The organism is Variovorax sp. LjRoot175 (assembly GCF_964253805.1).
GTDB lineage: Bacteria > Pseudomonadota > Gammaproteobacteria > Burkholderiales > Burkholderiaceae_C > Variovorax.
Genome location: NZ_CAXURY020000001.1, coordinates 1079190 through 1093753, shown reverse-complemented (window position 1 = coordinate 1093753; position 14564 = coordinate 1079190). Strand labels below are relative to the sequence as shown.

The window sequence follows — 14564 nt, the reverse complement described above, 5'->3', positions numbered from 1 at the left end:
AAATGAATAGATTAATGAATAGATTCTAATACCTTATCTGATGGGGCGCTGCCCACCAGCACCCGCTGCGTCGGAAACAGCGACCACCCCCAGCGCTGCTGCGCGTAGCCCCAGAGCCCCTGCTTGAAGAAGATGGTGACCACGATCGCCAGCAGGCCGAGGCCCAGCAGGTACCAGGTGCCGTAGTCGCTGAAGAACTTGTTGAGCGCCCAGAAGATGAGCGCACCCACCAGCGGCCCCTCGATGCGGCCGATGCCGCCGATCACCACCATGAAGATGGCGAAGGCGGTCCAGTTCACGCTGAAGGCGGCGTCGGGGCTGATGCGCAGGTTGCCGACGAAATAGAGCGCGCCCGCCAGGCCGGCGCCGAAGGCCGCGACCACGTACACCGCGAGCTTCATGCGCACGACAGGGATGCCCTGCGATTCGGCGGCGACTTCGTTGTCGCGAATGGCGAGCAGCGCCAGCCCGCGCTTGCTGCGCAGGAACAGGTAGACCAGTGCGATCGCCGCCACCACGCAAGCCAGCGCCATCCAGTAGGTCACGCTCTCGCGCGTGGCGCGCTCGATGCCGCGCAGGGCGGTGAGCGTGGTGCCCGAGCCGCCGCCCACGACCGAGACGTTGGCGAAGCTCAGGCGGAACACCTCGGCGATGACCCAGGTGCCGATCGCGAAGTAGCCGCCCGAGAGGCGGAAGGCGACGAAGGACACCGGCACCGCGATGGCCCCAGCCGCCAGCGCGCCGAGCGGAATGGCGATGAAGGGGTTGACGCCGGCGAAGTTGCCGAGCATCAGCATCACGTAGCCGCCGAAACCGAAGAAGGCCTGCTGGCCGATGCTGACCATGCCGCCGTACCCGGCGAGCAGGTTCCACATCATCGCGAAGATGAAGTAGCAGGCGATCTCGACGAACTCGCGCATCCAGCTCGATTCGCCCCAGAAGGGCAGGCTGGCGGCAAGGGCGACCAGCACCGCCGCCACCATCAGCGCGGCGCGGCTCGCGGCTGTACTGCGCACGACGTCGAACGCCGGGTTCGGGGTCAAGACCGGATTCCTGGTCATTGCATCAGCCTCGCGTTTTCGGAAAGAGCCCTTGCGGCCTGAGCACCAGCACCAGCAGGAAGACGATGTGTCCGACCCAGATGCCCCAGCCCGGGTCGAGTCGGAAGCCGATCTGCTGCGTGATGCCGAGGATCATTGCGCCCGCGAGCGTGCCCCAGAAGGAGCCCATGCCGCCGATGATCACGGCCTCGAAGGCGAACAGCAGCAACAGCGGCCCGTCCGAGGGTGACACCGTCGTGCGCATGCCCTGCAGCGCGCCGGCCACCGCGATCAGCACGAAGGCGATGGCGGTCGCGAAGGCGTAGACCTTCCTCGCGTTGAGGCCCATGAGTTCGGCGATCTCGCGGTCGTCCGACACCGCCCGGAACGAGCGGCCGAGCGCCGTGCGCGCGAAGAGCCATTGCAGCGCCGCCGTCGCGGCAACCGCGATGGCGAGCACCACCAGCGGCAGCACGCCCAGCGACAGCGACTCGCCGATGCGAAGCCCCAGCGTGTTGAGGCCGCCGGTCTCGATCGAGCGCGGATCGGCTGAGAACAGTTCCAAGAGCAGGTTCTGGATCACGATCGAGAGGCCGAAGGTCACGACCAGCGAGGGCAGCGGGTCCTTGCCCAGCGTGCCGTTGAGCACGTAGCGCTGCAGCGCATAGCCGAAGCCGAAGGCCAGCGGCAGCACCGCCAGCGCGACCAGGAAGGGCGCACCGCCCACGAGCGTGGTGCCGGCGATCACCGCGAAGGCGCCGAGGATGATGAAGTCGCCCTGCGCGGTGTTGGTGAGCCGCATGACACCGAACATCAGCGACTGGCCGAGCGCGAAGAGGGTGTAGAGACCGCCGAGCAGGATGCCTTGGAGCAGGGTTTCAAGCACGGCTCAGACTCCGAAGTACGCCGCCGAGATCTGGTCCCGCGTGAGCGCGTCCGATCGGCCCGCGAGCGACACGCGCCCCTCCTGCAGGCAATAGATGCGCTGCGACACGCGCTGCGCCATGCTCACGTCCTGCTCGACGATCACCACCGTCATGCCTTCGCGGGTGATGGCCGGCATGGCGGCGTAGATCTCGCGGATCACGATCGGCGCCAGGCCCAGCGAGAGCTCGTCGCACAAGAGCACCTCGGGGTTGCTCATCAGCGCACGGCCCAGCGCCACCATCTGCTGCTGGCCGCCCGAGAGCGAGGTGCCGGGTTCGTGCCGTTTCTCGGCGAGGATGGGGAACAGCGCGTAGAGGCGCTGCAGGTTCCACGGCCCTTTGCGGCCCGCGTGGCCGCCGATCAGCAGGTTCTCCTCCACGCTGAGGCTGGAGAACAGGCGCCGGCCCTCGGGCACCATCGCCAGCCCGCGCTTCACGATCTCGCCGGGCGCGAGGCCGCCGATGGCCTCGCCCTTGAAGTGCACCGCCTCGCGCGGCGCGCGCACCAGGCCCGTGAGGCACTTGAGCAGCGTGGACTTGCCCGCGCCGTTGGCACCGATGACCGCGACCAACTCGCCCTGCGCGAGCTCGAAGTCGATGCCGAAGAGCGCCTGGGCATCGCCATAGAAGGCCTTCAGGCCTCGGGCTTCGAGCAGCTTCGTCATGCCTCCATCCCCATATAAACCCGCCGCACCTCCGGATCGCCCATCACCACCCGCGGCTCGCCTTCCGCCAGCTTCTGACCGAAGTTGATGACGAACAACCGATCCGCCAGCGAGAGCAGTGCATGCACCACGTGCTCGATCCAGATCATGGTCACGCCGCGCGCCTTGATCTGCTTGAGCTCTTCCACCAGTTGCTTCGCCTCGGGCTCGGTCAGCCCGCCCGCGATCTCGTCGAGCAGAAGCAGCCTGGGCCGCGTCGCGAGCGCACGCGCAAGCTCGAGCCGCTTGCGGTCGAGCAGGGTCAGACCGCCGGCCGGCTTGTTGGCATGGGCCATGAGGCCGGTCTCGGCCAGCACCTCCTGCGCCGTCTGCCAGGCCTCGCGCTCGGTCTGGCCGGCGCCGAAGCAGGCGGCCGTGACCAGGTTCTCGAACACGCTCATGTGGCCGAAGGGCTGCGGCACCTGGTAGCTGCGGCCGATGCCGGCATGGCAGCGCTGGTGGGGCTTGAGCGTGGTGACGTCGCGCCCTTCGTACTCCACGCGCCCCGCGTCGACGCGCACGTCGCCCGAGATCAGGTTGAACAGCGTGGTCTTGCCCGCGCCGTTCGGCCCGAGGATGCCCAGCGTCTCGCCCTCGGCCACCGCGAGCGTGATGTCGTCGGTGACCTTGAGCGCGCCGTAGGACTTGCAGACGCCGTGCAGCGCGAGAAGCGTCATAGCGGCTTGAGGGTGCCGCCGGCCGGAATGCTCTTGGCCGCATCGTTGTTGACGATGGTCAGCTCGACCTTGTACTTCTGGCCCTTGTTCCACTGGCCCAGCACCAGCGGCGTCTTGCTCACGTTCTTGAACGGGCCCTGCCCGCCCCACTTCACCGGGCCGACCACCGTGTCGAGCGAGGTGGCGGCGACCGCGTCGCGCACGTCGGCCGCCTTGGGCGACTTGGCGCGCGAGAGCGCGTTGGACGCGACTTCGAACAGCGCGTGCGCGAAGCCGATGGGCTGCGTCCATTGCTTCTTCGCGCCCGCCTCGTAGGCCTCGGCCAGCGACTTGGCGCTCTGCTTCGTGAGGCTCGAGGTGAAGGGATGCCACGGGCTCCACCACACCTCGGTCGACAGGCCGTAGCCCAGATCGCCCAGCGCCTCGATCGCGCCCGGGAACAGGAGCGCCTTGCCCAGAGTGATGACCTTGGGCCTGAAGCCCTGCTGCCGCGCCTGCGTGAGGAAGGTCTTGGCATCGGGCGGGATCACCACGCCGGTCACGATCTCGACGTTGTCGCGCTTGAAGGCCGCGATCTGCGCGCTGAAGTCCTGCGTACCGTTCTGGAAGCGGCCCGGGTCGGTGAGCGTGAAGCCCATCTGCGCCAGCGGCTTCGGGAAGCCGAGTTCCTTGTCGCCCCAGGCATTGCCGTCGCCGTCGTTGGGGAACAGGCCGCCGACCTTCTTGTTGGTCTCGACGGTTTTCCAGCCGTTGGTGAAGTTGGCGATGACGTCCTCCAACCCCCAGAACAGGTGATAGGTCCAGTTGAAACCCTTGGCCGGATCGCCCTTGCGGCCGAAGAACCAGGGCTGCCACGGCACCACGCTGGAGACGCAGGGCACTTCGTTGAGCTCGCAGGCGTCGCTCACCGGATTCGCGGTCTCGGGCGTGCCGGCGGTCAGCACCAGCGCGACCTTGTCCTTGAGGATCAGATCGTTGGCGACCTCGCCCGCGCGGTTGGGATTGGACTGGCTGTCCTTCAGCACGATCTGCACCGCGTACTTCTTGCCGCCGACGCTGAGGCCGTCCTTGAAGGCCGTCTTCATCTGCTCGATGACCCACTTGTCGGCCTCGCCGAAGGGTGCGAGTGGCCCGGTCTGCGGCGACACGTAGCCGATCTTCAGCGTGTCGGCGGCGAACACCAGCGGCGCGGCGCCACTCGCGGCGAGCGCGGCCGCGGCCTGGGTGAACTGTCTGCGATTGAATGTCATGGTTGTCTCCTTCTTTTGCTTCTCTTCTTGCACAAGGGATTCAGGCCGGCTCGCCGTCGAAGGCGCGCTGCAGCAGCGCGCGGATCGCCTCGCGCTCGACCGGGCGCGGATTCCAGTACGGGTTGGCCGCCGCGATGTCCGCCGCGCGGTCGAGGTCGCTGTGCTTCATTCCGATGTCCTTGAGCGCGACCGGCGCGCCGTTGTCGCGCGCCAGCTCGAAGAGCCCTTGCGCCGCGTTCTCTCGGCCCAGGGCCCGCGCAATGCGCTCAATCGCGCGCGGCGCCGCGGCCGCGTTGTAGGCGATCGCATGCGGCAGCACCACCGTGTGCACCTCGGCATGCGGCAGGTTGAAGCTGCCGCCCAGCGTGTGGCACAGCTTGTGGTGCAGCGCCATGCCGACGTTGCCCAGCACGCTGCCGCACAGCCACGCGCCGTAGAGCGCATCGGAGCGTGCCTCGATGTCCTCGGGCTGGCGCCGGATCGCCGGCAGCGCACGCGCGATCGCGGCAATGCCTTCCTCGGCCATCAGGTCCATCACCGGGTTGCTGTCCTGCGCATAGAGCCCCTCGGCCGCATGCGCGATCGCATTGATGCCGCTGGTGACGCTCAAACCCACGGGCAGGCTGCGCGAGAGCTCGGGGTCGTAGATCACGGTGCGCGGCAGCACACGGGGATCCTTGCCGGTCTTCTTGAGGCCCGCTTCGGTCAGGCCGTAGATGGGCGTCATCTCGCTGCCCGCGTAGGTGGTGGGAATCGCCAGGATGGGCAGACCCGAATCCAATGCAATGGCCTTGCCCAGGCCGGTGGTGGAGCCGCCGCCGATGGCCACGGCGCAGTCGGCATCGAGCTCACGCGCGATCTCGCGAGCCTCGCGCGCGGTCTCGATCGGCACGTGCATCGCGGCGCGGTCGAAGATGCCGGCGGCCTGGGCGCCCAGCAACTCGGCCACGCGCTCGGCCTGGGCGCGCTGCTCGGGCGTGCACAGCACCAGCGCGCGGCGCGCGCCCAGCGCGTCGATCTCGCGCGCCAGGTGGGCGAGGCTGCCGGCGCCGAAGACCACGCGCTGCGGCTGGCTGGTGTAGACGATGTCGCGCATGGCCATGGCATCAGCGCTGGAAGTGCGGCGGGATCTGCGCATCGATGTTGACCCAGACGCTCTTGACCTGGGTGTACTCGCGCATCGCATCGAAGCCCATCTCGCGCCCATAGCCGCTCTGGCCGACGCCGCCGAAGGGCGAGCCCGGGTTGACGCGCTTGTAGCTGTTGATCCAGACCATGCCCGCATGCAGGTCGCGCGCGACCCGGTGCGCGCGCTGCAGGTTGCTGGTCCACAGGCCGCTGCCGAGGCCGTAGTCGGTGCCGTTGGCGATCTGCATCGCCTCGGCGTCGTCCTTGAAGGTGAGCACGGTGACGAAGGGGCCGAAAACCTCCTCCTGCGCCACGCGGTCGCGCCACGACTTTGCGCGCACCACCGTCGGCTCGACGTAGCAGCCTTTCGCGAGTTCGCCGCCGGGCGAGCTGCCGCCGGCGAGCAATTCTCCGCCCTCGCCTTTCGCCACTTCGACATAGCTCAGCACGCGTTCGCGGTGCTGCGCGCTCGTGAGCGGACCCATCTCGGTCGCATCGTCGAGCGGATTGCCGAGCCGGATGGACTTGGCGAGCGGAATGAACTGGTCGAGAAAGGCGTCGGCAATCTTCTCGTGCAGCATCAGGCGCGAGCCCGCGATGCAGGCCTGCCCCTGGTTGTGGAAGATGGCCCAGGCGCTGCCGTTGACGGCGGCGGGCAGGAAGGCGTCGTCGAACACGATGTTGGGCCCCTTGCCGCCGAGTTCCAACTGCACCTTCTTGAGGTTGCCGGCACTGGCCTGCACGATGCGCCGGCCGGTGGCGGTGCTGCCGGTGAACGCGATCTTCGCGATCTCGGGATGCTCGGCGATGTACTGGCCCGCGACGCTGCCCAGCCCCGGCAGCATGTTGACCACGCCGGCGGGCATGCCGGCCTCGGCCATGAGCTCGACGATCTTGAGCGAGCTGAGCGGCGTGATCTCGGCCGGCTTCATCACGATGCAGTTGCCGGCCGCGAGCGCGGGCGCCATCTTCCAGCTGGTGAACATGAGCGGGAAGTTCCACGGCACCACCTGGCCCACGATGCCGACCGGCTCGCGCAGCGTGTAGTTGAGGAAGCCCTCCTCCACCGGAATGGTCTCGCCCTGGAACTTGTCGGCCATGCCGCCGAAGTAGCGGAAGCAGGCCGCCGTGCGCGGCACGTCGAGCTTGCGCGAGTCGCGCACCGGATGGCCGGTGTCCAGCGATTCGAGGCGCGCGAGCTCTTCGGCGTTGGCCTCGATCAGGTCTGCAAGCTTGAGCAGAATGCGTCCTCGGTCGGCCGCGGCCATGCGGCTCCAGGCCGGGAAGGCGCGCTTCGCCGCGGCCACGGCACGGTCGACGTCGACCTTGCCGGCCAGCGCGACTTCCACGATGGTCGAGTTGTCGTGCGGATTGAGCGTGGCCAGCGTCTCGCCCGACTCGGCGTCGACGAATCGGCCGTCGATGAAGAGCTGGTGGCGGATGGGGGTCTTGAGGCCTGCGGCCTGCTGGATGTCTGCGAGCTTCATGTCTTCAACCAGGGGTAGCGGGCCGTGTCCTTGCCGGCGTAGTCGGGATCGAGGTAGATGAAGCAGCGCTGGATCAGCCAGTCGCGCACCTCGAACACGTCGCACCAGCGGCCCGCGCCCCACTCGGGCACGCCCGCGCGCCACGGCCCGTCGGCATGCTCGCCGTAGCTCGTGCCTTCGCAGGCGAACAGGTCGGTGCCCGAGAAGATCCAGTTGAAGCCGGCGTAGTCGTGGCGGATGGATTTGCCGCGGCTGCCGACTTCGCCGAAGAGCTTGCCGATCTCGTCCTTGCCGTTGGCCAGGCCCCATTTCGGAAAGTAGACCTGCGCGTCGCTCGCGAACAGGTCGAGGATCGAGCCGCCGGTGGAAGTGACGCCGCCGTTGTCGTAGGCCTTGAGGTATTCGAGCGCCACCGACTTGCGTTGCTCGTCGGTCATGGTTTGACGTGTGAGGGCCATGGTGTGTCTCCTTCTTTCACTTCTGCGATTGCATGTACTCGATGAGCGCGGCGCGCTTCTTCGGGTCGTCCTGGAAATAGACCATCGTGTTGCCCGGCGCGACCGCCTGGGTGTCGGTGAGCCACTTGTCGAGCAGCGCGCGATCCCAGGTCTTGCCCTTCATCGCGTCGACGTATTGCTTGGAGTAGGTGAAGCCGCCGTTGGCCGCCGCCGGCCTTCCGAGCAGGCCGAACAGGTTGGGCCCGACGCCGTGCGGCTCGCCCTTGCCGAAGCTGTGGCACTGGGTGCACGCGGTCTGCGCGAGGCGTTGGCCGGGCGATTGCGCGTGGGCCAGGTTCGCGGCGAGCGCCAGCACCGGGATGAGGAGCCAGGCCTTCATGCTGCGCTCCTGCCCTCGGCATGCGCCGCGTTCGCCGCGCGGTAGGCGAAGGCGATGATCGGCCCCAGCGTCGCGCCGCCGGCCCAGTAGGCACGGCCCGAGGCCGAGGCGACGCAATTGCCGACGCCGTAGAGGCCGGGGATCGGCCGGTCGCGGCCGTCGAGCACGCGGCCGTGCGTGTCGGTCTTCGGTCCGCCCTTGGTGTCGAGGGTGCCGGCGACGACCAGTGCCGCGTAGTACGGGCCGGCATCGGCCAGCGGCCACATCGTCGGGTTGGCGCGGCCCGGCTCGGCTTTCACGTCGCCGTTGAAGAGCTGCTCGACGATGCGCTCGCCGCGCTGGAAGTCGAGGTCCTTGCCGGTTTTCGCGAACTGGTTGAAGCGCGCGATGGCAGCCTGCAGGTTGGGCAGGAAGTCGGGCGCGAGCTTCGCGCCGCCGGTCGCGCCCGCGTACTTGGCCAGGCGCTCGTCGATGGCACGTGCCAGTTCCGCGAGCGTGGCGCCCTTGATCACATGGCGGTCGTCGGTGCCGGGCGGCACGATCAGCCGGCCGTATTCGGCGCTGGCCGAATGCTGCTGCGAGCGCTGGTCCCAGACCGCGATGCGCACCAGGTTCGGGTACTCGGCCTTGGCGCCGTCCCATTCGAAGAAGGTCTGGGCCAGCTCGTTGTACTGCAGCTTCTCGTTGACGTTGCGCCGGCCGTACTTGTTGACGAAGAGCATCGAGTCGCCGGCCACCGAGAACATGCCCGAGATCGAGCCGTCCTTGGCGATCGCCTTCTCCAGCGGGATCGGGCAGGTCCAGGCGTAGTTCATGTTGCGCAGCTGAGCGCCGAGCGGGCCGGCGATCTGCACGAAGTCGCCCTCGTTGCTGGGCGCCGCGCAGCCGCCGTAGATCGGGCCGTTCAAGAAGTTCTTGCGCAGCTCGACGTTGTGCGTGAAGCCGCCGGTGGCGAAGATCACCGCCTTCCTCGCGCGCAGCCGTACCGTGGCATCGAGCTCGTCCTTCGCTTCGACGCCGATCACGCGGCCGGACTTGTCCTGCAGCACCTTGGTCACGCGCATGCCGGTGCGGATCGGAATGCCCTCCTGCCGTGCCTTGGCCGACAGCGTGCGCACCGCCACCAGGCCGCCGTCGGACATGCTGGGGATCGCGTCCTTCGGCACCAGCACGCGGCCCTTGGGCGCCTTGTCTTCCGGCAGCTCGGCGAAGTAGTCGGGCACGTCGGCCACGTGGCGATAAGGCAGCGCGCCCTTGGCCGCCAGCAGCTCGGCCGCCGGCGAGGCGCTGTCGTAGAAAGCGGAGCACATGTCGTACTCCCATGGCGTGAGGCCCAGGCGGGGATGCGCCGGATCGTAGGTCTGCGGGCTCGACAGCCGCGCCACGTACTTCAGGAAGTCGGGCTTGGGGTCGGCGATGCCGGCCTTCTTCATCGCCTCGTTGTTCGGCACCCAGTACCAGAACGCGGCCTTGGCTGTGGTGCCGCCGATGCTGCCGGCTTTCTCGAGGATCACCGCGCTGTTGCCCTGCCAGCGCGCGAACAACGCCGAGGCCAGGCCGCCGCAGCCGCTGCCGCAGACCACGACGTCGTAGCTCGCGTCGAAAGTCGGTGCGGCTTCGGCTTCCTGCGTCGAAAGGCCCAGCGTCGCCGCAGCGACGGCCGCCGAGCCTGCGCCGGCCTGCTGGATGAATCGTCGGCGCGAAGCTGCGCCGGCATCGGACCGGATGCGGTCTGCCATCTCTTGTCTCCTAAACACAGAAGGACGCGCCGCTCCGCGGCGCGTTTTCCTCTAGAACGTTACGGGGATCTCGGGGCTCTCGCCCTTCTGGATCTCATAGACCAGGCTCGGCGAGCCGTTCTCCCACACCAGCAGCATCGAGCGCTTCGGGCTGAAGCCCTGGTGGCGGCAGTAGGCGGGCATGGCGGCCATGTCGCCGGCCTTCATGATCACGCGGGCCATGGGCTTGCCGGTGTTCTTGTCGCCGCAGTCCCAGTGGATCTCGTCGGTCATCTGGAAGAACCACTCGACCCGGTCGTTGCCGTGGATGATCGGCAGGATGTGCTCCTCGGTGGTCGGGCACATGAAGCTGTGCTTCACCACCGAGGTGAAGCTCGGGTTCCAGGTGACCTGCGAGCGGCTCAGGAAGCCGAAGAGATTGAAGGCATGCACCTCGTTCTCGAAGCCGGGTTCCGGATGCAGCTCGGGCTCCCCCTGCGGCACGTCGGCGAAGGCGCGGTTGACCGGCGCGCCGGTGTCGTCGCTGCGCAGTCGGAGGTCGTCCTTCAAGCCGACGCAGCGCTTGGCGAGCTCGCGCGCCCGGGTGATCTTGGCGGTGTTGTTGCCTTTCTTGCGACCGTAGGGCGAGCCGGTTTCCTGCGGTGCGCTGAAGGGGTCGAAGCTCTCGTTGGTCCAGTCGTCGAGCATGGCTTCGAAGGTGGCGCGGATCTGCGCGGTCGGGAAGTTCTCCAGCAAGTCGATGCCGGCTTCCTTCATCGTGCCGTTGAAGCTGCCGGCGTAGAGATCCACCGACTGGTAGTGGTTGACGGTGCCGACCACGTCGTCGAAATTGACCCAGCCGTAGAAGAAGCCCCAGGCCACGTCGCGCATCAACGCGCGCAGGTAGTTGCCGGCGTCCATGGTGTGGCTCATGGGCCGGCCGTCCTTGGTCTTCCAGGTGATGTGGACGAAATACTCGTCGCGCCGGAAGCCGAAGCTGCCGAGCGAGAAATCCTTGTAGCCAAGCGCGGCGTCGGGCTGCGACGCGATGACCTTGGCGAGTTCTGCGGGTGCGTTCATGTTGTATGACTCCTTTGTTTCGATGCTGGCTGCTGTCCCCTTCGGGGAACACCGCGGAGCCGGCTTGGCCGGGCCGCTGGTGTTGCCCCCGGTGAGGGGGTTGGCGTAGCGACACGAAGTGCGCGCAGCCTGGGGGTGGTCAATGTGTCTGGCAGATCTCGGCCCACTTCTCGACCGAGAGTTCGCCCTTGCAGGTCTGCAGCACGATCACGCCGGGCTCGCCGGGCGCGCGAAACTGGTAGGCCGTGTTCTTGGGCAACAGGCCCTGGTGGCCGCGCGTGAGCTTCATCCAGCCCATCTTCTGGCCCTTGGGTTCGCCCTTCACGAGCACGGCGCCGTTCTTCTCTTCGTCGGCGACGGTTTGGGAAGCGTCGAGCTTGGCCAGGTGGATCTCGACCTCGCCATCCATCACCAGCGCGAACTCGTCGTGCGCGCAGGTGTACCAGGATGAGGCGCCTTCGGCGCGCAGGGTCTCAAGCACGTAGATCTGGTTCTGGCCGAACACGACCTTCTCGTAGGGCTTGCTCTTGCTCGCGATCTCGAAACAATTCGAGAAGGCGTAGTGGCGCACGTCGTCGGCGATCGGCTCGACATGGCCTTTGTCGAAATGCTTGAGGGACCCGAAGCGGGTCTGGTAGCCGGTAGTGGTCATGAGGCTTGTCTCCTGGGTCGTCGAAGCAGCGGTGTGCTGCGATGGCTGAACTCTAGGAAACGAAAGCCCCCTCGGGTAGGGCCAAAATGCGGGCCGCATTGTTCGGCAGATCCGGTCAATCCGCAGGGTTAACCCGGGAGCGGAACGAACGGATAGCGTCCTACTCGCTGGGATGAGGAGGCGGCAGGCCGCTCATGGAAGCCTGATGAAGCGCTGAGCGGTCAAGGGCTCGAGCACGGGAATGTTGACGAAGGTGCTGACCGCGAACGCCAGTCCGAGCAGCAGCACCAGCAACACGAGGCCGCGCTCCTTGAAGAGCTTCTCCGGCTTCTGGGCCGCCGAGCCGGGCTGCATGGAGAGCGCGAGGTACTGCCCGAAAAGCGCCACCACGAGCGGCATCAGGATGAGGTATTCGATGCGGTACTTCAGCAGGAAGACCGCCAGGAAGAAGGCCGACAGCATCGCGTAGACGAAACACGAGACCGTGAGCGAGGTGTCCGTGTAGCCCGCGAAGCTGACGCGATAGCGCACGAGCAGTCCGCGGCCGTGCGAGGCCACGATCTCCCTGTACTCCGACAGTCGCTTCGCCGCCATGAGGAACGCGCCGCCCAGCCAGTAGGAGAGGATGACGGACCCGGGCGGCACGGTCGTCGGATCGATCATGGCCCAGCCGATCGTCAAGCGAAGGGGGTTGTTGACCGATTCCGAGATCACGTCGAGGTAGGCCTTGTCCTTGCTCCGCAGAGGCGGCACGTTGTAGACCAAGCCCTGCAGCGCGAACAGCACGGCGACCAGCAGCATCGTCCCGCTCGCCAGGTATGCACTGCCGATGCCCGGGGCCAGCCAGCAGAACCACTCCAGCAGCACCCAGCGGCCGAGCAACTGGCGCTGGACGGCCGAGCGCTGCGACTTGGTCGGGTGGTGCCTGTCGGATTCACGGTCCAGCCATTCGTTGATGACGTAGTTGGCGGACGCGATGCCGACGGCCGAGAGCAGGCCGAGCACGACCTGCTGCGCGACGTCGTCGGCATGAACCCCGCGCAGCAGGTACGCCAGGACCATGCCGGGAACGATGAGGATGTGCTTGGTGCTGTGGTCCAGGCGTGCGATGGCGAGGTAGTCGGCGGGCCGTCCGGCTTGCCGGGCGGCGGGGCGCGAATGCGAGGCGGGTGCGGAAGACATGGGCGTTGCTGTGTTCCATTGTTCGATGGGGCCGGGTATCAGCGATCGAGCACGTAGACATCGAAGCTCTCGTCGCTGCAGCAGGCGGGCGCAAAGCGCTCGATGCGACGCGTGGCCGCAAGGAACCGCTCCACCTGTTCGGGGCTGGTGGACAGCGTCCAGCTGTAGCCCTCGGTGATCGTCCGCGCGGGTGCCGAACGATCCAGCCGCTCCGCGAGAAGGATGACGACCGGCTGGCCGGTCGAGTCGCGCACGCGATGCGCATCGGCCAGGATGTCGTCCAGGGTGAGGGACTGGCGGGCGCGCCGCGTGAACACGACAACCTTTCCGAATCGCTGCTCGCGCATCAGGTAGGTGCGATTCGCAACGTAGTACGCGAGCGGCTCGACCAGGTAGTCGGGATCGCCCAGGATCGTCGCGTCGCGCAATTCAGGATGCCGCGCCATCAGCCGCCCGAAGTCACGGCTGCGGCTTTCCGGCGCATCGGCCTGGGCGAGTTGGGCCAGCTTGAAGAGTCCGCCCGGGACCTGGAGCAGAACGATGGCCACGAACAGCGCCGCGCCCATCTCGCCCACGCGCCGCCGCAGGGCGGAGCCGCCAGGCGACGGCGCGGCCTCGCGCCACACGATCCAGTACAGCGAAACGAGGAACATCAGCCAAAGCGCCTGATGCCGATAGCTTCCGGGATAAACAAACGCAAAGAAGACGCAGAAGCCGAAAAGCGCCACCCAGACGGCGACCAGCGCAGCGGGCCGGCGCACCAGCCCGAGCGCGCTTCCGACCATCAGCACCGAGGTCAGGAAGTAGAGCGCAAGGGTCCGGGGCTGATCCTCGCCGGACAGAGGCTCGAGCAGATCGCTGAAGAGCCGGTATCCGGACACTTCGCCGAACGAGGACGAGGGCAACAGCAAGGCCTTTGCCATCGCCGCAGCGGTGCCGCCTTCCGGCCGCGCGATCTGTGCAGCGTCGTTGAATGGCGGATAGATGGTCGCGACGCACAGCGCCGCGCCCAAGGCCGCGAGGGCCGCGTTCAGCGCGAAGTTGCGCCACGCGCGCGCTGGCGCGGGAGGCCGTTGCCAGGCCAGGTCGAGCATCCAGAAAAGCGCGAATGCGCCCGCCAGCAGCACGGCATGCGCGCTGGAGTTCGCGAGCACCAGCAGGAGCAAACCCAGCGCGATGCCGCGGTCCCGATATCGTCTATAGAGGGTGGCGAACGCGAACATCGCCAGCATGCCGATGCCGTAGTTGCGCGCCACCACCGCGTATTCGTACAGCCCGGCCTGGCCGAGCAGCACGCCGGCGATCAGCACCCATCCGAACGGCGAGTGCCGTGTCAGCAGGCAGGCGGACGCGAGTGCCACCAGGAAGGACACGGCAGGCAGGACCACCGGCGACGCCACGACGGTGTGCGCTGCGCGCAGCAGCAGGTACCAGATCACTGGATGGCCTTCGCCCTGCAGGCCGCGCAGCATCGCCAGCACGCCCTCGCCTTGCAAGGCCAGCGACAGCGCGCGCACCTCATCGCGCCAGAACACGTGGCGCGACATGAGCGCGAGCACGAGCAAGGTCCAGACCGCCACCGTGGCGACAGCGAAGCCCTTGCCTGCTCCCGAGCGTGCCGGCGAGAAGACCCAGCCGGAAGTGTTCATTGATGGTCCCTTTGAACAGCCTGCGCCGCTCTCCAGCGGCAAGGCGCGCGGTCAATGCGACGCGGCCTGCGAGTTGCCCGTTTCTGTGAAACGCCGGTGTGAGTTTGTGAAGAGATGTGGCGCGCTTTTCATACCATGCGCTCGTGCCCAGAGCACGGCTCGTCGGCACCACATCGAAACACCAGAGTGCGCCATTGAAGACCCGCCTTCTGTCAGCGAGATGTCAATGCTCTG

The 14564-nt window shown here is 67.4% G+C and carries 14 protein-coding genes; all 14 read right to left on the bottom strand.

The window, feature by feature from the left end; genetic code table 11:
• Window positions 1-11: 11 nt before the first annotated feature.
• The 14 genes from ACSQ89_RS05470 to ACSQ89_RS05405 all read right to left on the bottom strand — a co-directional run bounded on the left by ACSQ89_RS05470 (window position 12) and on the right by ACSQ89_RS05405 (window position 14330).
• Window positions 12-1043 carry a branched-chain amino acid ABC transporter permease gene (locus ACSQ89_RS05470; protein ID WP_436293735.1) on the bottom strand — a complete coding sequence of 344 codons (1032 nt, stop codon included), beginning with the start codon at window positions 1041-1043 and terminating at the stop codon, window positions 12-14.
• 22 nt (window positions 1044-1065) lie between these two features.
• On the bottom strand, window positions 1066-1926 hold the full coding sequence (locus tag ACSQ89_RS05465) for a branched-chain amino acid ABC transporter permease (protein WP_436293736.1): 861 nt from the start codon (window positions 1924-1926) through the stop codon (window positions 1066-1068).
• 3 nt (window positions 1927-1929) lie between these two features.
• Window positions 1930-2631 carry an ABC transporter ATP-binding protein gene (locus tag ACSQ89_RS05460; RefSeq protein ID WP_093111622.1) on the bottom strand — a complete coding sequence of 234 codons (702 nt, stop codon included), beginning with the start codon at window positions 2629-2631 and terminating at the stop codon, window positions 1930-1932.
• Window positions 2628-3347, bottom strand: coding sequence for an ABC transporter ATP-binding protein (locus ACSQ89_RS05455; RefSeq protein ID WP_093111624.1), 720 nt, complete (start codon window positions 3345-3347; stop codon window positions 2628-2630). Before ACSQ89_RS05455 ends, ACSQ89_RS05460 begins: the two co-directional genes overlap by 4 nt.
• A complete protein-coding gene (locus ACSQ89_RS05450; RefSeq protein WP_093111626.1) occupies window positions 3344-4597 on the bottom strand; it encodes an ABC transporter substrate-binding protein in 1254 nt (417 codons plus the stop codon). Before ACSQ89_RS05450 ends, ACSQ89_RS05455 begins: the two co-directional genes overlap by 4 nt.
• A gap of 40 nt (window positions 4598-4637) precedes the next feature.
• Window positions 4638-5693 carry a maleylacetate reductase gene (locus tag ACSQ89_RS05445; RefSeq protein WP_436293825.1) on the bottom strand — a complete coding sequence of 352 codons (1056 nt, stop codon included), beginning with the start codon at window positions 5691-5693 and terminating at the stop codon, window positions 4638-4640.
• A 10-nt stretch (window positions 5694-5703) separates the two neighbouring features.
• Complete coding sequence (locus ACSQ89_RS05440; RefSeq protein ID WP_436293826.1) at window positions 5704-7167, bottom strand: aldehyde dehydrogenase family protein; 1464 nt, start codon at window positions 7165-7167, stop codon at window positions 5704-5706.
• 41 nt (window positions 7168-7208) lie between these two features.
• Window positions 7209-7670, bottom strand: coding sequence for a nuclear transport factor 2 family protein (locus tag ACSQ89_RS05435; protein ID WP_093109598.1), 462 nt, complete (start codon window positions 7668-7670; stop codon window positions 7209-7211).
• Window positions 7671-7686: 16 nt separating this feature from the next.
• Complete coding sequence (locus ACSQ89_RS05430) at window positions 7687-8049, bottom strand: c-type cytochrome (RefSeq protein WP_093109597.1); 363 nt, start codon at window positions 8047-8049, stop codon at window positions 7687-7689.
• On the bottom strand, window positions 8046-9788 hold the full coding sequence (locus tag ACSQ89_RS05425; RefSeq protein ID WP_093109596.1) for an FAD-dependent oxidoreductase: 1743 nt from the start codon (window positions 9786-9788) through the stop codon (window positions 8046-8048). The genes ACSQ89_RS05430 and ACSQ89_RS05425 overlap by 4 nt, the downstream gene beginning before the upstream one ends.
• Window positions 9789-9839: 51 nt before the next feature.
• Entirely contained in the window at window positions 9840-10847 is a 1008-nt protein-coding gene (locus ACSQ89_RS05420; RefSeq protein WP_093109595.1) for a hydroxyquinol 1,2-dioxygenase, read from the bottom strand.
• 139 nt (window positions 10848-10986) lie between these two features.
• The gene (locus ACSQ89_RS05415) at window positions 10987-11499 is read right to left on the bottom strand and encodes a hydroxyquinol 1,2-dioxygenase (protein ID WP_093109594.1); all 513 of its coding nucleotides are present in this window, start codon (window positions 11497-11499) and stop codon (window positions 10987-10989) included.
• Between the two features lie 192 nt (window positions 11500-11691).
• Window positions 11692-12681: a UbiA family prenyltransferase gene (locus tag ACSQ89_RS05410; RefSeq protein WP_436293737.1), complete on the bottom strand. Its 990-nt coding sequence runs from the start codon at window positions 12679-12681 to the stop codon at window positions 11692-11694.
• A 38-nt stretch (window positions 12682-12719) separates the two neighbouring features.
• On the bottom strand, window positions 12720-14330 hold the full coding sequence (locus tag ACSQ89_RS05405) for a hypothetical protein (RefSeq protein WP_436293738.1): 1611 nt from the start codon (window positions 14328-14330) through the stop codon (window positions 12720-12722).
• Window positions 14331-14564: the final 234 nt, after the last annotated feature.